Origin of the sequence: Actinosynnema sp. NPDC050436 (genome assembly GCF_040655415.1) — a bacterium.
Classification (GTDB): Bacteria; Actinomycetota; Actinomycetes; order Mycobacteriales; family Pseudonocardiaceae; genus Actinosynnema.
The window spans coordinates 463,584-480,360 of the sequence record NZ_JBFAJV010000002.1; the positions used below are offsets into that span (position 1 = coordinate 463,584).

Annotated in this window: 18 protein-coding genes; 8 read left to right on the forward strand and 10 right to left on the reverse strand. The window is 72.7% G+C overall.

Going from position 1 to position 16,777, the window contains the following annotated elements; translation table 11 throughout:
- The first annotated feature begins 330 nt into the window (after positions 1–330).
- The 5 genes from AB0I60_RS06275 to AB0I60_RS06295 all read left to right on the forward strand — a co-directional run bounded on the left by AB0I60_RS06275 (position 331) and on the right by AB0I60_RS06295 (position 5,695).
- Complete coding sequence (locus tag AB0I60_RS06275; protein WP_360726167.1) at positions 331–1,620, forward strand: MFS transporter; 1,290 nt, start codon at positions 331–333, stop codon at positions 1,618–1,620.
- 47 nt (positions 1,621–1,667) lie between these two features.
- The gene (locus AB0I60_RS06280; protein ID WP_360726169.1) at positions 1,668–2,294 is read left to right on the forward strand and encodes a phosphatase PAP2 family protein; all 627 of its coding nucleotides are present in this window, start codon (positions 1,668–1,670) and stop codon (positions 2,292–2,294) included.
- Positions 2,295–2,302: 8 nt separating this feature from the next.
- Entirely contained in the window at positions 2,303–4,093 is a 1,791-nt protein-coding gene (locus AB0I60_RS06285) for a histidine kinase (RefSeq protein WP_360726171.1), read from the forward strand.
- Between the two features lie 21 nt (positions 4,094–4,114).
- Positions 4,115–4,765, forward strand: coding sequence for a response regulator transcription factor (locus AB0I60_RS06290; RefSeq protein WP_360726173.1), 651 nt, complete (start codon positions 4,115–4,117; stop codon positions 4,763–4,765).
- Positions 4,766–5,107: 342 nt separating this feature from the next.
- Positions 5,108–5,695, forward strand: a complete 588-nt coding sequence (locus AB0I60_RS06295; protein WP_360726174.1) for a hypothetical protein — start codon at positions 5,108–5,110, stop codon at positions 5,693–5,695.
- 12 nt (positions 5,696–5,707) lie between these two features.
- Here the strand turns inward: AB0I60_RS06295 and AB0I60_RS06300 are convergent, their stop codons facing one another.
- From AB0I60_RS06300 to AB0I60_RS06315, 4 genes are read right to left on the reverse strand one after another with little or no spacing between them, the layout of a single operon-like run.
- Positions 5,708–6,106, reverse strand: coding sequence for a hypothetical protein (locus AB0I60_RS06300; protein WP_360726175.1), 399 nt, complete (start codon positions 6,104–6,106; stop codon positions 5,708–5,710).
- 25 nt (positions 6,107–6,131) lie between these two features.
- On the reverse strand, positions 6,132–7,388 hold the full coding sequence (locus tag AB0I60_RS06305) for a mannosyltransferase family protein (protein ID WP_360726176.1): 1,257 nt from the start codon (positions 7,386–7,388) through the stop codon (positions 6,132–6,134).
- On the reverse strand, positions 7,388–7,798 hold the full coding sequence (locus tag AB0I60_RS06310) for a GtrA family protein (RefSeq protein ID WP_360726178.1): 411 nt from the start codon (positions 7,796–7,798) through the stop codon (positions 7,388–7,390). Before AB0I60_RS06310 ends, AB0I60_RS06305 begins: the two co-directional genes overlap by 1 nt.
- The gene (locus AB0I60_RS06315; RefSeq protein ID WP_360726179.1) at positions 7,795–8,811 is read right to left on the reverse strand and encodes a glycosyltransferase family 2 protein; all 1,017 of its coding nucleotides are present in this window, start codon (positions 8,809–8,811) and stop codon (positions 7,795–7,797) included. Before AB0I60_RS06315 ends, AB0I60_RS06310 begins: the two co-directional genes overlap by 4 nt.
- Before the next feature lie 430 nt (positions 8,812–9,241).
- Here AB0I60_RS06315 and AB0I60_RS06320 point away from each other — a divergent pair, with 430 nt between their 5' ends.
- On the forward strand, positions 9,242–10,174 hold the full coding sequence (locus tag AB0I60_RS06320; RefSeq protein WP_360726181.1) for a hypothetical protein: 933 nt from the start codon (positions 9,242–9,244) through the stop codon (positions 10,172–10,174).
- A 73-nt stretch (positions 10,175–10,247) separates the two neighbouring features.
- Here the strand turns inward: AB0I60_RS06320 and AB0I60_RS06325 are convergent, their stop codons facing one another.
- Positions 10,248–11,138, reverse strand: coding sequence for a hypothetical protein (locus AB0I60_RS06325; RefSeq protein ID WP_360726183.1), 891 nt, complete (start codon positions 11,136–11,138; stop codon positions 10,248–10,250).
- Between the two features lie 292 nt (positions 11,139–11,430).
- On the opposite strand from AB0I60_RS06325, the gene AB0I60_RS06330 reads away from it, so the two are divergent.
- A complete protein-coding gene (locus tag AB0I60_RS06330) occupies positions 11,431–12,003 on the forward strand; it encodes a snapalysin family zinc-dependent metalloprotease (RefSeq protein WP_360726184.1) in 573 nt (190 codons plus the stop codon).
- A 207-nt stretch (positions 12,004–12,210) separates the two neighbouring features.
- On the opposite strand, the gene AB0I60_RS06335 is transcribed toward AB0I60_RS06330, so the two are convergent.
- The 5 genes from AB0I60_RS06335 to AB0I60_RS06355 all read right to left on the reverse strand — a co-directional run bounded on the left by AB0I60_RS06335 (position 12,211) and on the right by AB0I60_RS06355 (position 15,815).
- Entirely contained in the window at positions 12,211–12,714 is a 504-nt protein-coding gene (locus AB0I60_RS06335) for a DUF2199 domain-containing protein (protein ID WP_360726185.1), read from the reverse strand.
- Positions 12,715–12,737: 23 nt separating this feature from the next.
- Positions 12,738–13,886 carry an MFS transporter gene (locus AB0I60_RS06340; RefSeq protein WP_360726187.1) on the reverse strand — a complete coding sequence of 383 codons (1,149 nt, stop codon included), beginning with the start codon at positions 13,884–13,886 and terminating at the stop codon, positions 12,738–12,740.
- Positions 13,887–13,952: 66 nt separating this feature from the next.
- On the reverse strand, positions 13,953–14,408 hold the full coding sequence (locus AB0I60_RS06345; RefSeq protein WP_360726188.1) for a thioredoxin domain-containing protein: 456 nt from the start codon (positions 14,406–14,408) through the stop codon (positions 13,953–13,955).
- A 47-nt stretch (positions 14,409–14,455) separates the two neighbouring features.
- Entirely contained in the window at positions 14,456–14,806 is a 351-nt protein-coding gene (locus AB0I60_RS06350; protein WP_360726189.1) for a rhodanese-like domain-containing protein, read from the reverse strand.
- Positions 14,807–14,885: 79 nt separating this feature from the next.
- Complete coding sequence (locus tag AB0I60_RS06355; protein WP_360726191.1) at positions 14,886–15,815, reverse strand: LysR family transcriptional regulator; 930 nt, start codon at positions 15,813–15,815, stop codon at positions 14,886–14,888.
- Positions 15,816–16,095: 280 nt separating this feature from the next.
- Between AB0I60_RS06355 and AB0I60_RS06360 the strand changes: the two genes are divergently transcribed.
- A complete protein-coding gene (locus AB0I60_RS06360; protein ID WP_360726192.1) occupies positions 16,096–16,776 on the forward strand; it encodes a tRNA-dependent cyclodipeptide synthase in 681 nt (226 codons plus the stop codon).
- Position 16,777 lies beyond the last annotated feature (1 nt).

Genomic DNA, 16,777 nt, shown 5'->3' on the forward strand with positions numbered 1-16,777 from the left:
ACGCCGGTTCCGAAAGCTGAGACGACAGCGCAACACTACTCACTCCGACGAGCGTCATCCTTAGTACAAAGCACAACCCCGCAGCGGCCATGGCGGGATCGAGTTGGGTGTGTACCGACTGATGCGCCTCGCCGACCTGGCCACCTGCGGCGACACCGCCGACTCGCTCGTAGGGACAACACCCACCTCACGACCACGCCAGCGCGTGCACCTTGACCGTCCGTAGTCATCCGTCCTACGTTCGGTTGCGATCGGTCGTCGGCTCGGGGAGGCGTGATGTCCACCGAAGTTCCGTCACGTCGTGGCTTTGCGCGGATCGTGGCGGCGAGTGTGGCTGGTACGACGATCGAGTTCTACGACTTCTTCCTGTACGGCACGGCTGCCGCTCTGGTGTTCGACAAGGTGTTCTTCCCGGGCAGTGAGCCGTTGACCGCCGTCCTGCTGGCCTTGCTCACCTACGCCGTCGGCTTCCTCGCCCGGCCCCTCGGCGGCGTGGTGTTCGGGCACCTCGGTGACCGGTTCGGGCGGCGGCGGAGTTTGGCGTTGAGTTTGATCGTCATGGGCTCGGCTACGGTCGCCATCGGGTTGGTGCCGTCCTACACCTCGATCGGGGTCGCCGCGCCGATCGTGCTGACCGTCCTGCGACTGGTCCAAGGGCTGGCACTGGGCGGGGAGTGGGGCGGTGCGGTGCTGCTGGTCGCGGAGCACGGATCGGCTGCACGGCGGGGGTTCTGGAGCAGTTGGCCGCAGACCGGCGGGCCGCTCGGCAACATGATCGCCACGGGCGTGCTGGCCGTGCTGGGCCTCGGGATCACCAACGAGCAGTTCCTCGACTGGGGATGGCGCATTCCCTTCCTGCTGTCGGCGGTCCTGGTGGTGATCGGGATCTGGCTGCGGCACGCTGTGGAGGAGTCACCGCTGTTCGTGGCCGCCCGCGCATCCGCCGACGCGTCCGGTTCGGCCCGTGCGCCGATCAGGACCGTGCTGCGCCACCACCGCCGACCGGTCGTGATCGCTGCATTGGCGAACGTGGGGGAGAAGGCGACGTACTACACGTTCAGCATCTTCCTGATCTCCTACTTGACCCAGGTCGTGCACCTGCCGAAGAACTCCGTGCTGACCGCCGTCACGATCGCGTCGGTGTTCCAGGTCGTGGCGATCCCCCTGGGTGGTCTGCTCGCGGACCGGTTCGGCCGCCGCCCGTGCTCGATCGTCCTCGCCGTGCTGATCGCCGTGTGGGCGCTGGTGGGCCTGCCGAACGTGGACGGCGGGGAGTTCACCTCGGTCGCGTTCGTCATCGTCGTCGGGTTGACCCTGCACGGCCTGATCACCGGCGCGCAGTCGGCGTTCTTCGCCGAGCTGTTCCCCAGCGGGGTTCGGTACACCGGGGCGTCGCTCGGCTACCAGTCGGCGACCGTCGTCGGCGGCTCGCTCGTGCCGATCGTGGGCGTGGCGCTGCTGAACCGCTTCCCGTCCACGGTCCCGGCCGCGCTGTTGCTGTGCGCGACGCTGGCCTGCACCGTGGGCGCGTTCCTCTGGGCCGGTGAGACCCGCCGGCGGGACCTGCGGGCCATCCCCACGTCGGGTGGCACCTTGTCGAAAGGCAGGGTGGATTCCTGACCGACGGTCGAGGCGGCGCGGGCCGCCCCGGCCCTAACTTCGTTGTCATGGAACAGAGATCGGCCGGAGTCCCGGTGGAGGACGTGCCCGACGTCAGTGCCGAGTGGTACCTCGACATCGCACGGTGGGGCGCGAGCAGCCCGGAGCCGGTGCAGGCGTTCGCCGCGTTCTTCACCGACGCGGTTCTGGTGCTGTTCGCGATCGGGTGCGCGGTGGTGTGGTGGCGGGCGCGGCGGGGATCGCCGGAGGCGATGGCCCGGATCCTGCTGGTGCCCGTGCTGACCACCGCCGCGTACGTGGCCAGCGAGGCGGTGAAGCTGGTGTGGCGCGAGGACCGGCCCTGCCGGGTGCTGGGCGAGGTGGCGACGGTGGTGCCCTGCCCGGGGGTGGGGGACTGGTCGTTCCCCAGCAACCACTCGGTGATCGCGGGCGCGGCGGCGGTCGGGATCATGTGGTGTGAGAAGAGGTTCGGGGTCCTGGCCGCTGTTCTCGCCCTGGCGGCGGCGTTCTCGCGGGTGTTCGTCGGGGCGCACTACCCGCACGACGTCCTGGTCGGACTGCTGGGCGGAGGTGTTGTGGCGCTGGCGTTGCCGGTCGCGGCAGCGGCGTCGGCACCGCTCGTGGCGCGGCTGCGGCGGCACGCGGCGGGAGGCGCGCTGCTCGGTGGGAGATGATGCCCGTCGTGCGTGGTGTGCTCTTGTGGTCGATGGCGGCGGTGCCGGTGGTGTGGGCGGCGATCACGTCGCTGCCGGGGCGGTTCACGCCGTGGGAAGCGGTGGCATACCTGGTGGTGCTCGCCGGCGCGGTGCCCTCGGCCCGGCGGTGGCCGGTGGGGGCGCTGGCGGTCACCGGGGTCGTGTGGCTGGTGTCGTTCTTGACGACCGTGATGGACGACAGCACCGTGGCGGTGGGGGCGCTGTCGGCCGGACTGGGCGCGGTGGCGTTCCTGGCCGGGCGGGAGGCGTCGGACGGGGATCGCGGTGTCGTGGCGCTGGTCCTGCTGGGCGCGGCGGCGGTGACCGGCTCGCCGGCCGTGGGGGGCGGGGCGGACACGGCCCTGGCGGCGCTGTGCGGGGTCGCGGCGCTGGCCGCCGTGCCGTGGACGGTCGGGCGCTACCGCCGGCAGTACCTGGCGCTGGTGCGGGCCGGCTGGGAGCGCGCCGAGCAGCTCGAACGCGACGCCGACCGCGCCGCCGACCGGGCCCGCGCCCGGGAACGGGCGCGGCTGGCCGCCGAGATGCACGACCTGGTCGGGCACGAGCTGGCGCGCGCGGCGCTGCGGGTCGGCGCGCTGGAACTCGCGCCCGACCTGGACGCCGGGCACCGCGAGTCGGCGCGGGCGGCCCGCGAGGCGGTCACGGCCGCCGCCGAGCGGCTGGCGGACGTCGTCGGCCTGCTGCGCGCGGGGGAGCCGGAGCGGACCGAGCCGGTGGCCGACGTCGTGGCCCGCGCCCGGCTCGCCGGGCTCGACGTCGAGTCGACCGGCGACGACCTCGGGGCGGTCGACCCGGTGATCGCGCGCACGGTGCACCGCGTGGTGACCGAGGCGATCACGAACGCGATCAAGCACGCGCCCGGCGCCCGGGTCACCGTCGCCCTCGCGCACACCGACCGGGTCCGGGTGGACGTGGTCAGCGGCACCGCCCGCCACACCTCGGCGCTCGCGGGCGCACCGACCGGCACCGAGTGTGCTGGTAGCGGTCGAGCCGGCACTGTGTCTGCCGATAGCGGTCGAGCCGGCACCGAGTGTGCCGATAGCGGTCGAGCCGGCACTGTGTCTGCTGGTAGCCGTCGAGCCGGGACCGAGTCTGCCGGTGGCGGTCAAGCCGGGGACATGCCCGCCGGTGACGGTCGAGACGGCACCGAGCCCGTCGGGTGCCGTCGGGCGGGGGCCGCGCAGGCGCTGGAGCCGGCGGACGCGGCCGGTGGCCCGGACTCGTCGGGGATCGCGCCCGGCGGTGGGCACGGGCTGCTCGGGCTGGCCGAGCGGGTCGCCCTGGTCGGTGGCACGTTCTCCGCGCGGGCCCTCGACGGCGGGTTCGAGGTGCGGGCGAGCCTGCCCGCCCACCCCGTCCTGCGCCGCAGCCCGGCCACCGACACCCACCGCCGCCGCGCGGAGCTGCGGGTGCGCCGCAGCGCCCGGCGGACCGCGCTGCTGACCACCGCCGTCGCAGTCGGGATCGTGGCGGCCGTGCTCGGGTACCTGGTGTTCGACGCGGCGACGTCCGTGCTCGACCCCGCCGACTTCCAGCGCCTGCGCGCGGGGCAGTCCGAGTCCGAGGTGTCGGCCGTGCTGCCCGCCCGGACCCGGGTCGACGACCCGGGCCGCACGCCGCCACCGCCCGCCGGCACGAGCTGCCGGCACTACAGCACGCACCGCAACCCGTTCGACGCCCGGCGGCTGGACCTGTACCGGCTGTGCTTCCGGGACGGCCGGCTGGTCGCCAAGGACCTGCTCGCGCGCGACCCGTGACGGGGGGCGATGATGCGACCCGTGATCAGGGTGGTGGTGGCGGACGACGAGGCGGTCGTGCGCGTCGGCGTGCGGGCGGTGCTGGCGACGGCGGACGACGTGGAGGTGGTCGGCGAGGCGGCCACGGGCCGCGCGGCGGTCGACCTGGTGCTGGCGCACCGCCCGGACGTGGCGGTGCTGGACATCCGGATGCCCGACCTCGACGGCCTCGACGCGGCGGCCGAGATCCGGCGGCTGGGCGCGGGCACGGCGTCGCTGGTCCTCACCACGTTCGCCGACGACGTCTACATCTCCCGCGCGCTCGGGGAGGGCGTCGGCGGTTTCGTGCTCAAGACCGGCGACCCGCACGAGATCATCGCGGGGGTGCGCGCGGTCGCGTCCGGTGCCGCGTACCTGTCGCCGCTGGTGGCCAAGCGCGTGGTGGACCACCTGTCCGGCCGGGGGCCCCGGCTGCGGGCGGGTGACCGCGTCGGGGAGCTGACCGAGCGGGAGCGCGAGGTGCTGGGACTGGTCGGCGCGGGCCTGTCGAACGCCGAGATCGCCCGGCGCCTGCACGTGGTGGAGGGCACGGTGAAGGTGTACGTGGGCGCCATCCTGCGCCAGTTGGACGTGCGCAACCGCGTCCAGGCCGCGATCGTCGCCTACGAAGCGGGCCTGATCCCGCCGGCGTGACCACCGCCGCAAGACCGGCCGGTGTGGACGGACCGGCAACGCCGACCAGGGGCGGGCTGGGCCTCGGCACCGCGCCGTGGACGGGTGGCCGTGAGGTGTCGGTGTTGCTGCGCCGGGGTTCCACCGTCGCGGACGACGACGTGGAGTGCCTCGCCATCGGTGCCGTGGCCGTGCTGCACCCGCCATCGCCGCGCGGCTCGGACACCGGGGCAGCGCGGCGCTGGTCGAGCGCGGTCACGCGACCGCCGTGGTGCCCGGCTTCCTGGACTTCCAGGACCCGACCAGGCGGCAAGCGGGAGTTTCCGCTGTCCGGGCCCGATCACCGCCCTCTACGGTCCCGGTATGGGCGAGGAGGAGCGCGACGAGGTACCGGTGCGCGGGCCGGCCGACCGGGACGACGAGGGCCGCTTGCCCGGCGACGGTGACGTGCCGTTCGGCTGGAGGGGTTCCCGACCGTTCCGGTCGTCGCTGCGCAGGGAGTTCCGGTGGGCGTGCGCGGTGACGGCCGGGGGTGCGGCGGTCGGCGTGGCCCACCCGCTGGCCGGGCTGTTCCTCGTGCTCGGGATGCTGCCCGTCGTCATCCCCCTGGGCCTGGGCGTGCGCAACCGGGGCCGGGGCGTGGTGCGGGTGGACGTGGAGCCGGGTGCGCCGAGGCGGATCACGCTGGTCCGGGCGGACGGCCGGACCGACACCCGGTCGCTGGACGACGTCGTCGCCCTGCGCTCGCTGCTGCTCGGCTACAGCGGGGGCGAGACCAACGGCTGGTTCGTGGTGGAGATCCGCTTCCGCCGCCGGAGGTACCGGACCACGGCCACCGACCCGCTGCCCGGTCACGCGCCCGCGGACCTGATGGCCGCGCTGCGCAGGGCCCGCCCGACCGCCGAGGTGCTGCCGTTCCGGGACAAGCGCCACCTGCTCACCCCGGACTGACCCGGCTCCGGGTCAGCCGGACAGGTCTTCCGCCGCCTGCCGCAGCGCGTCCGCGAAGGCCGCGACCAGCTCGTCCTCCCGGTCCTGGGCGCACCGCGCGGCGATCCGCCGGGCGAGCGCCTCGAAGTGCGGCCCGACGGCGACCGCGACCGGCTCCCGGGCGAGTTCCGAAGCCGGCACGACGACGTTCACCGTGATCCGCTCGCGCGCGGCCGAGTAGCGCAGGTCGTGCACGCCGCCGTGCCCCTCGCCGGACGTGATCGAGCCGCCCAGCGTGAGGCTCACGTCGAGCACCGCCAAGCCGTCCACCACGACCCGTGCGAGCGCCGGGCGCAACGCCCGGCGCAGGACCAGCGACTCGACCGGGCTGCGGTCGGGGCCGCCCAGCCGGCCGCTCAGGCTCAGCTCCACACCGGCTCCCCGCGGTCGACCGGGGTCAGCCGGCCCACTGGCCGGTGACGAACAGCAGGTACACCGCCGCCTGCACGAGCGTTGTCGCGTACATCCAGCCGTAGAGGACCGGCCGCAGCGCGGGCCTGCGCTGGGCGGCCACCGCCATCGCCAGGTAGATCACCAGGCACGGCAGCAGGTAGCGGTGCACCGAGACCACGTTGCTGTTCAACGTGAACATGACGAACGACGCCAGGCCGAAGCCCGCCAGCGGGACGCCGTCCCCGCGCAGGGCCACGAACGCGTACACCGAGGATGCCAGCAGCACGACCAGACCGAACACGGGCAGCAGGTGGCTGATGAGCTGCCAGGTGTCCGGCCGTCCGGTCGCCAGCGCGTCCCACGACGCCACCAGCTCGCGCCACACCGTGCCGAGGATGTTCGGGTCGGCCTTGTGGTAGCCCCACGTGGCGACCGTGTCGTAGGCGTGGAACATGGCCAGCGGGTCGCCGTGCACGAACTTCAGCACCACGGCGAACGCCACGACGCCCAGCCCCGCCGCCGGGAACCACAGCAGGTGCCACGACAGCAGCCCGCGCGGCTTCCACCCCTTGCTGCGCCAGAACTCCAGGAAGCACAGGCCGACGAACAGCGCGGCGGTGATCCGGGTCGCGGTCAGCGGGATCAGCAGCAGGCCCATCCACACCCACTGGCGGCGCAGCGCGAACAGGAACGCCCAGAAGCCCAGCGCGCAGAACACCGCCTCGCTGTAGAAGGCGTGCATGAAGAACGCCGTGGGCGCGGTGAGGAACGCCGCCACGGCCAGCCACGCGGTCCGCTCGCCGGCCACGAAGTACCGCGCGACCTTGAGCAGCGCGGTGGCCGCGAGCCAGGACGCCACCCCGTTCACGATGATCCCGGCGGCCAGGAAGCCCAGCTTGCCGAACGTGATCGTCTGGAGCAGCCACAGGCAGAACGGGAAGAACGGGTAGAACGCCGGGATCCACGGCTTGGTCTCGTCGCCGTAGCCGCCCAGGGTGATGTCGCGGAAGTTCTCCGAGTCCCAGCGGAACGTGTGCGACAGCAGCGTGGTGTCCGGGCCGAGCACCTTGACCGGGTAGCCCTCGCCGATCGGGAACACGCCCTGGAACAGCACGGCCACGGCGGTCAGCACCGCGTGCCAGGCGAACACCAGGGCGAACGTGCGCGCCCAGTCCGAGGCGGCGAGCGAGCGCCACCGGGAGGTCGGGCGGGCGGGGCTCGCGTCCGGCGCGGGCGCGGCCGGGGTCATCACATCCGTCATCAGACGGTTTCCTTCTGCCTGAAGACGAGCTTGTTGTACAGGACGTAGTTCCACACCAGGGTGAAGGCGAGGGCGACCAGCTTCGGGCCGACCACCGCGACCACTTCGGGTGTGCCGGCGAACGCGCCGCCGGTCAGGCTGATCACGATCGGTTGCACCACCCACAACCCGACGGCGGTGACCAGTGCGAACAGCAGGATCTGCGTGCGCACGTCACCGCCCTTGGCGCGGAAGGTGAACGAGCGGTTCAGGGTGAAGCTGCACACCATGCCCGCCGACGTGGAGACGAGGTTCGCCACGAACATCGGCACGCCCGCCAGCGCCAGCAGGGTGTAGGCGACGAGGTCGACGGCCGTGTTGGCGATGCCGACCACGGCGAACCGGAGCTTGGTCGCGTGTTCCGGCTTCACGGCAGCAGGCTCCCGGCCGGCGGCGCGGGCCGCCGGGCGGCGACCTGCTTCGCCCCGGTGTGCACCGACGCCACCGCGTACAGCGGCCGGGCCTGGACCTGGGCGTAGGTCCGGCCGATGTAGCTGCCCAGCACGCCCAGCATGGTGATCTGGATGCCGCCCAGGAAGAACATGCCGATGGTGATGAACGCCCAGCCGGGCACGGCGGTCTCCGGCGCGAACAGCCGCACCCCGCCCACGTAGAGGATGCCCAGGAAGCTCAGGAAGGAGATGAAGTAGCCCAGCCGGCTGATCAGCCGCAGCGGGGCCACCGAGAAGCCGAGGATGCCGTCCGCCGCGAAGCGCAACATCTTGCTCAGCGGGTAGCCGGTGACGCCCGCGTGCCGCTCGTCGCGGTCGAACAGCACGCCGGTCTGCCGGAAGCCGATGTAGCTCACCAGGCCGCGCAGGAACCGGTCCCGCTCGCGGTACTTGCGCAGCTCGTCCACGACCTTGCGGTCGATCAGCCGGAAGTCGCCGGTGTTGCGCGGGATGTCGATCGAGGCCACCTTGCGCAGGAACCAGTAGAACGCGCCGGCGGTGAACTTCTTGAAGGCGCTGTCCTGGCGGGAGCGGCGCTGGGCGTAGACGACCTCGTAGCCCTGCTCCCACTTCTCGATCAGCTCCAGGCTGACCCGGGGCGGGTCCTGCAGGTCGCTGTCCATGATCACCACGGCGTCCGCGTCGGCCAGGTCCAGACCGGCGGTGACCGCGAGCTGGTGGCCGAAGTTGCGGGCCAACTCGACCACGGTGACCCGGTCGTCGGCGTCGGCCAGCGCCCGCAGGTGGACCAGCGAGTCGTCCTTGCTGCCGTCGTCCACGTAGATGAAGTTCACGTGGTAGCGGTCGGTCAGCTCGTCGGTGATGCCGGTCACCGTGCGGTGCAGCAGGTCGATGTTCCCGGCCTCGTTGTAGATCGGGAAGACGTAGGTGATGGTCCGTTTCGCCCCTTCGGGGCGTGCTTCGGAACTCACAGTCCAACCGTCCTTCGAGGTGTGCGCAGCGGGAAAGGCCCGACGTGCTCCGGGCGTGGAATTCGTTCCGGAGTGTACGCAGTGGCCGGCGGGGGTCCGGACGTCGGGGCACCACGCCCGCCCGTCGTCGGAGCGGGCGCGCGAGCACCGCCGGGCCGGGCTGTGACCTGGTGTGACCAGGTGTTCTACCGCCCGTTACGCGCGTTGCGGGTCCGTCGTCCCGGCAGCCCGTCCGAGCAGCCGCAGGGGGCGCGGTCCGGGCGCACGTCGGGCCGGCGACCGGGCGTCGGCGGTGCTCCGGGCGGCGGCGCGGGTGTTATGGGGATCTGGGAGGTGGGGAGCGGGGCGGGGCGTCGGTACGTTCCGCGAAGACGACGAGCGCGGCCCTGCCACGCCCCGCGCCCGTCCCGTTGGCGAAACGAGGTCCCCTGTGAGTCGAAAACGCAGTGTGCGCCTGGTGATCGCGCTGCTCGCCCTGACCCTGGGTCCGGGCACCGCCGCCGCGACCGCCGCACCCGCCTCCGCACCCGCCCCGTACTGCTACGACGAGCCGTCGTCGCCCACGGCGGGCGTGAGCGACCTGAAGGCGTCGTTCACCTCCTCGAACTGGATGCAGACCCTCCAGGCCGTCTACAAGCGGCGCTGGCCCAGCGGGGAGGCGCTGGCGATCGCGCAGGCCAAGGACAAGTACTGGAACCAGTTCGTGAACAAGTCCAGCTTCGACGCGTTCGCCGAGTCGATGATGGTGGCGATCCACGAGGAGACCCACATGTGGGACCTCGACCCGGCGCGGACGCGGTGGAACGTGCACACCGCCGCGTGGATCAACGCCTCCCGGCAGGCGACCACCGTGCCGCTGCACGACGGGTTCGCCCGCAAGGAGATCCTGCCGCTGATCCGGGACAAGTACTCCGACTCCATGGACGGCATCTACCTGCGCGACCGGACGCAGGGCGACTACCACCTGCAGGGCGTGCTGGCGGAGCTGAACGCCGGCCTGACCGGGCTGCCGGCGGTGACCGTGCTCCAGGAGTTCATCAAGGGCGTCGGGGCGAGCAACGCCCGGGACATCGCGGCCACCAACCTGCGCTACCTGCTGCTGTACCTGCGGGTCGCCAAGGACCGGTACCCGAGCTACTGGGCGAAGATCAAGAACGAGCCGAAGCTGCGCGACCTGGTGCTCACCCAGTTCCTGCGCACGGCCTACTGGTTGGAGAAGTCCGCGCCGTACACCGGCAAGCTGGGCAGCGCCAACGCCGACCGCATCACCGCGGCCAACTACGCACCCGAGAACATCTCCGTGCTGGAGGAGTTCACCGGGCAGCGGGTGCGGGTGGACACGCAGAGGCACTGCACGCAGTAGGCGGACCGTCCACAGTGGAGTCGAGTTCGGGGTGCCGGCGCCGTGCGGGCCGGCACCCCGGACGCGTCCGCGCTCAGGTCCACTCCCACCGCACGCCGTACATGCCGGACTTCACGTCCCGCGCGGCCACCATCGCGCTGCGCCGGTCGACCAGGCCGATCTCCCGGTCCGCCCGGGGCTGCGCCCACGTCGCCGCCTCGAACCGGTGGCAGCGGATCGGCAGCATGGTCTGGTGGAAGCTCACCTGGAGCACGTAGAGCGCCACCGGGGTGGTGAACGCCCGGAAGTACTCGCGGTCGAACACCGGCTGCCCCATGATCGACCGGTACTCCAGGGAGAACACCTCGCCGGACCGGTAGGAGCGCTCCAGCAGCAGTTCCGCGCCCACCACGCGGCGGGCGTGGTCGCGGCGCACCCGCCCGAGCCGGCAGCGGTCCACGGCCTCGGTGCGCACCAGGTCGAGGTCGTCGGCCGAATCGGCGAAGTTCACCGAGAAGCAGCGGCTCACCCCGTCCCGCACCGCTTCCGCGACCGACCGGGTGCGGACCTCCCGCAGGCTCCGGTCCGGGTTCACCCGCACGTGCTCCTCGACGTAGAGCAGGCGGATGCCGTCGAACTTCTCCGGGCTGATCTGGTCGACCAGCGCGGCCACCGCGTCCGGCTGCGGCAGCACGTCCGAGCGCGGGTGGCCGGCGGTGTGCCGGCCGCGCGGCCGGCGCGGCCCCAGCAGCGTGATCAGCGCGCCCTCGGGCAATCCGAGCACCACTTCCAGTTCGGTCACCGCGCGCAGCGACCCGGGGCGTTCCGGTCGGTTCGTGCCGGACTGCCAACTGCTCAGCGCGGCGACCGAGACGTGCGTGCCGCGCCGGGCCAGCCGCGCCCGCACGGCCTGCAACGTCAACCCGCTGGCCCGGATGGCGCAGCGCAGGGCGCCGCTGAACGTCGTACCGGCGTTCCCGCCCATGCCGCACCTCCGGCCGCGCCCGTGGTCCCGGGCCGCACCCGGAATTACAGGGTTTTTCCAGGATCCGGCCCGGCAGCGCCTGAAAAGGGTAGCCCACCAGCGGTTCCCGGCTCACCGCCCGACCGGCCGTACGGCGAGTCCACCCCTCGGCGGCGGCCGGCCTTGTGAACGGGCGGGCCGCCAGTACGGTGGGAAAAGCCCTGCTTTCCGATCGGCGAAGAGCATTTCCCCTGTGCCGATCGGGAATTCGCCCTGCGGGTCGACTTCTCCCCGGTCAGAACGGAGTTGACAATTGCTTCGCAGAATTCTCGCCGCAGCCACCGGCGTCGCCCTGTCGGCGTTGGCGCTGGCGGCCCCCGCCGCCGCCGCCGAGCCGGCTCAGATCCAGGCCGCCCCCCGGTCGATCACGGTCAGCGGCGGTGGTGAGTACGCCTCCTACGTGCCGCAGGCGATCCAGATCTGGAACAGCCGGGTGCCCAACATCCGGATGAGCCAGGTCTCCAGCGGTGGCGACATCCGGATCTCGGTGACCAGCGGCGGCGGCTCGCGCGCCTCCATCGGCCACGGGTCCGGCTGGATCATCCTGGACCGCCAGCAGATCAACCAGGGCTACTCCCCGCTGCGCGTGGTCGCCCACGAGATGGGCCACTCGCTCGGGTTGCGCGACAACTACAACCGCGACTGCAACATCCTGATGTCGGGCGGCAGCGCGGGCACCCAGTGCCGCAACCCCAACCCCAGCGCCGGCGAGGCCAACTGGGTGAACCAGAGCTTCGCCGGTGGCCTGCGCGCCGAGCGGAGCGGCCCCGTCGAGTGGGCCGTCGAGTCGTGGCCGGCCCCGGCCGAGGTGCTCCCCGCCGCGTAGCGGACCGACCCGCCCGGCACCGCAGGGTACGTCGGGCGGTCCGAAGGGGGTGCGCACCCCCGGCCGGTGTGCGGGTGGACGGTATCGCGGCCGTCCACCCGCACACCCCCTGCCCGCGCGGGGCGTCGGCCCTGTCCCGCCGCCCGCGCGCTGGTGCCGTCCGCCAACGGATGCGGTCGTTCGTGGCCCACCCGTGGTCGCGGACGTTCAGCGCTCCGGGTGCAGGAGCAACTCGGCGATGGCCCGCACCCGGTCGAGGGTGATGCCGGTGCGCTGCTCGACGGCCAGCGGGTGGTCGGTCGGTTCCAGCTCGACGGTGGGCCGGGTGCCGATCGGCTGGCTGTGCACCTCGGTCTTGAGGTTCAGCGTGGTCGGCTCGTAGACCGGCAGCTCGGTGCTCAGCCAGCCGAAGTACGGCGGCTCGTCCACGCGCGCCGGGTCCACCCACAGCTTGGAGGCGCGCGCGAAGTGCGCTTTGCTCAGCGAGACCCACACGCCCCACTCGAAGTCCTCGTCGGCGTCCACGACGGGCAGCACCACCCGGGCCCGGACGAAGAAGTGCTCGCCGCCGATCACGCACTGCTCGGCGGCCAGCGCGCTGCCCGCGTCGGCCGCGAGGCCCTCGTGCCAGAAGGCCGGCGCGGGCGTGCCGTAGGAGAAGGGCAGCTCGTCGTGGTGTCGCCCGCAGCACGAGCAGTGGAACCCCGTCATGATCGAGAAGCATAAGTCGCCGGTCACGACCCGACCGGCGCGGTGTGCCGGCGCGGCAGCGGGACCACCGCCGAGGTGACCAGGGGTACCAGCATCAGCGCGGCGGCCGTCCACGGCAGCGCGGGCGCGGCGTGGTCCAGCACGACCCCGCCCAGCGCCGCGCCGCCCGCCACCGCGCCGTTCCACGCGGCGATCGTGAGCGACTGCGCGTGGTCGGCGGTGCGCCCCGCGACCACCGCCGTGACGGCCTGGAACGCGGTCGGAGCGCCGCCGAAGGCCAGGCCCCACAGCGCGGCTGCGGCCACCACGACGGCCGGCGAGCCGTCCGAGCACGCCAGCACCGCGATCCCGACCGCCGTCAGCGCCGGGCACCAGGCGAGCACCGCGCGCGGGAACCGGTCCAGCGCCGCGCCGACCACGAGGATGCCGCACACCGCCGCGCCGCCGAAGACCAGCAGGGTCGCGCCGAGCAGCCCCGCCCGCCCGAAACCGGCCAGCACGGGGCCGAGGTAGGTGTAGAGCACGTTGTGCCCCAACGAGAACGCGGCCACCACCACGAACACCGGCCACATCCCCGGCACGCCCCGCCGGTCACCGGTCGACGCGGTCACCGGGATCGGCGGCACCACGGCCGCGACCCAGGCCAGCAGCGGCACGGCGACCACGCCCATCACCACGAACGACCACCGCCAGCCGACCAGCTCGCCGAGCACCGTGCCGGCGGGCACGCCGACCGCGAAGCCCAGCGGTGTCCCGGCCATCGCCACGGCCAGCGCCCGCCCGGCCCGCGCCGGCGGCGCGACGGCCATGGCGTACACCGCGACCAGCGACCACATCACGCCGGTGATCGCGCCGGACGCGACCCGCGCCGCGAACACCACGGCGTACCAAGGGGACAGCGCGATGACGAAGTTGGTCACCGCGAAACCCAGCACCAGCGCGAGCAGCACGGACTTGCGCGGCAGCCGGGAGGTCAGGGCGGTCAGCGGGATCGCGGTGAGCGCGGTGGTCAGCGCGTAGCACGTCACGAGCTGGCCGGCGGCGGACGGGGAGACGTCGAAGTCGGCGGAGATCCCGAGCAGCAGCCCGGCCGGCAGCACCTCGGTGAGGCAGCCCAGCAGGACGACCACCGCGAGGGCGAGCAGCGGGCGCAGGGGGAGTTCTTGGCGCACGGCGGTTTCCCTTCCGGGACCGGGACGCCCCGACGCAGTGGGCCACGTCGGGGCGTCCCTCGCGGATCAGCCCTTGGCGAGCTGGGCGTCGATCCACGCCCGCAACGCGGCTTCGCCGCGGTAGCCGACGTTGCGGGAGTTCGGCAGCTCGGCCGCGTTGCGCATCGGCACGAGCGTCGGCAGGTACTGGATGCGGTAGCGGGACGACAGGTCCCGGCTCACGTCGGTGTCGACCTCGCCCAGCACGAACCGGCCGCCGTACTCGCCGGCCAGCCGCTCGATGACCGGCTTCATCTGCCGGCACGGGCCGCACCAGGTCGCGCCGAAGTCCAGCACCACCAGCTTGGTCCTGGACATCTCCAGCACCTCGGCGTGGTTCGCCGAGGTCACCTTGATCACGTTCGCCGCGCTGATCGCGACGTCCTGGGCCGGGGCGGCGTTGGCCGGCGCGGCGAAGGCGGCGGCGGCCACCACGGCGAGCGCGGTGACGCCGGCACGCAGCCAGGATCGGAACTTGGGCATGGTGAATCTCCTCTTGTGCAGGGATCGTGCAGGGAGCGCGGCAGCGTTCAGGGGGCGGTGGCCGTCGGGAGCCCGGCGGCCACCCAGTCCTCGATGCCCTCGCGGTACTTGCGCACGTTCGGGTACCCCAGCTCGATGAGCCGGGCACCGACGAACTCGCTGTTGCGGCAAGGGGTGTTGGCGCAGTACACGACGATGTCGGCGGTGCGGTCGGGCAGGACGACCGGCGCGTGCCGGTCGGTCGACCCGGCCGCCTCCTCGTACGGGAAGCCGGGGATGTTGACCGCTCCCGGCAGGTGTTCCTTCTCGTAGTACGCCACCGGCATGGTGTCGACCACCACCAGCGTGCCCGCTTCGAGGCCGGCGCGGAGCTCGTCGCGGGTGATCAGCGGCAACATGGCACGTCCTTTCCGGTGCGGCGCGGGGCGTGCCACCGAGTGTGTCGGCGGACGGGATGCCGCAACCACTGCCGGACGCCTATGCCGTGCGGTTATCCAGCCACCGCCGGTACCCGGGCACCTCGGCGGCGAGCTTGCGGTAGGCCCGGACGGCGGCGGCGTGCACCTCGGCGAACCGCTCGGCGAACGGGTGGCCGGTGCGCCACAGCAGGATGTGCTGCACGGTCATCGGCTCGCCCGCCAGCGGGCGCACGGCCAGGCCGGGTATCTCCGGCGTGGTCGGCTGGGTGAGGCACACGCCGTGCCCGCCGACCACCAGCCGGTCCCGCATGGTGTCGACGTCGTGCGCGATCTTGGGCACGAAACCGTGCGCCAGGCACATCTCCCGGAACACGATCCGGCAGCCGTCGCCGCAGCTCGACACGATCCACGGCTCCTCGGCCAGGTCTGCGAGGTCGACCTGGGCGGCGGCGGCCAGCCGGTGCCACGAGGGCAGCGCGACGAACGCGGGCTCGGTGACCACCCGCTCGGCGCGCACCAGGCCCGGCACGGTGAGCGTGCGCGGCCCGCAGATCAGCACCAGGGCCAGGTCGACGCACCCGTTGGCGACCTGCGCCACGAGCCTGTTGTGCGACAGGTCCGCGCGCGTGGTGAGCCCGCCGGGCACCAGTTCTCGAACGCACCGGAACACGTCCGAGGCGAGCGCGCTGTCGTTCCAGCCGACCCGCACGTCGCCGACCGTGCGGGGCTGCCGGCGGAAGTCGCGGTCCAGCTCGTCGAAGGCGGGGATGATGGCCTCCGCGCGGGCCAGCACCAGTTCGCCGATCCGGGTCGGCCGCACGCCCTTCGGGTCGCGGTCGAACAGCCGGTCGCCGACCAGCTGCTCGATCCGGCGCAACTGGTGGCTCAGCGCGGGCTGGGCCAGCCGCAGCTCCGCGGCGGCCCGGTTGAGGCTCCCGGCGCGTGCGATGGCGCGCAGCACGCGCAGGTGTCGGACCTGTAACTCCATTCACCCATCAGACTCGCCCCCTCGCTTTCTGTCATCGCCTTAGGCCGGGTGTCGGCGGGGAGCTGGTCTGCTCCGCCGCAACGCCTACGCTGTCCGGCTCATTCATCGGTGTGAAGTGGCCTGTCCGTATAAGACGCCGGCATGACGGTTCGGCAGTACCTGCCGTTGATATTCCTGCTCATAGTGGATGAAGAATCGGCAATTTTCCCTGTGCCGTACCCGTTCCACCCCTGCGTCATCCCCTGCGTCATCCCTGCGAAATACATTTCCGGAGCCGACGGTGTTGCTGCCAACTCCGCTGACCGAGCACTGTGCCGCGCCCCTGCGCAGCGGGCGGCACGTGTGCATCGGGGTGAGTCCGTTCAACAGCTATTTCACGGTGGAGCGCATCGCCGCGCTGGCCCGGTGGGCGATGCGCGAATTCGAGCGCTTCCACTTCTTCGTGCCCGACCGGGCCGCCGTGCACACGCTCGAAGCGCTCGGCTACGACCCGGCCCGCGCCCGGCTCAAGGCCCGCCGCCAGGGCCAGTACGTGGTCAACAAGATCTGCCGGGCGCTGCGCGACCTGGACGTGCCGTGCCCGGCCGACCACGTGCTCGACGGCGCGGCGCTCGCCGAGAACCCGTGCTACCAGGGCCTGCTGGCCCAGGCGCACGGCCTGTTCGCCACCGACGAGGGCTTCGCGGGCCAGTGCCTGGAAGCGACCCGCTGGGTGCTGGACCGCAGGCTGCCCGACGGCGCCGCGCCCACGGACACCCAGTTGCGCCAAGCGGTCCGCTACTTCCTCGCCGAGCTGCCGATGTTCGTCGACACGCCGGCGGTCGCGGGCGTGGACAGCTCGGTGTTCGCCTACCACCAGCGGGTCGGGTTCCTGGAGCTGCTCTACGCCCGGGAACTGGCCTGGCGGCCCCGCCCCGAGCAGGGCTTCGTGGTCCTGCGGCCCAGCGACGAAGCGGAGTGAC

Bases quoted from the DNA above. Each gene is read 5' to 3' on its own strand.
- AB0I60_RS06305 (WP_360726176.1), bottom strand. From the start codon at position 7,388: ATGACGGATGTGATGACCCCGGCCGCGCCCGCGCCGGACGCGAGCCCC.
- AB0I60_RS06355 (WP_360726191.1), bottom strand. From the start codon at position 15,815: ATGGAGTTACAGGTCCGACACCTGCGCGTGCTGCGCGCCATCGCACGC.
- AB0I60_RS06350 (WP_360726189.1), bottom strand. From the start codon at position 14,806: ATGTTGCCGCTGATCACCCGCGACGAGCTCCGCGCCGGCCTCGAAGCG.
- AB0I60_RS06280 (WP_360726169.1), top strand. From the start codon at position 1,668: ATGGAACAGAGATCGGCCGGAGTCCCGGTGGAGGACGTGCCCGACGTC.
- AB0I60_RS06295 (WP_360726174.1), top strand. From the start codon at position 5,108: ATGGGCGAGGAGGAGCGCGACGAGGTACCGGTGCGCGGGCCGGCCGAC.
- AB0I60_RS06335 (WP_360726185.1), bottom strand. From the start codon at position 12,714: ATGACGGGGTTCCACTGCTCGTGCTGCGGGCGACACCACGACGAGCTG.
- AB0I60_RS06325 (WP_360726183.1), bottom strand. From the start codon at position 11,138: ATGGGCGGGAACGCCGGTACGACGTTCAGCGGCGCCCTGCGCTGCGCC.
- AB0I60_RS06345 (WP_360726188.1), bottom strand. From the start codon at position 14,408: ATGCCCAAGTTCCGATCCTGGCTGCGTGCCGGCGTCACCGCGCTCGCC.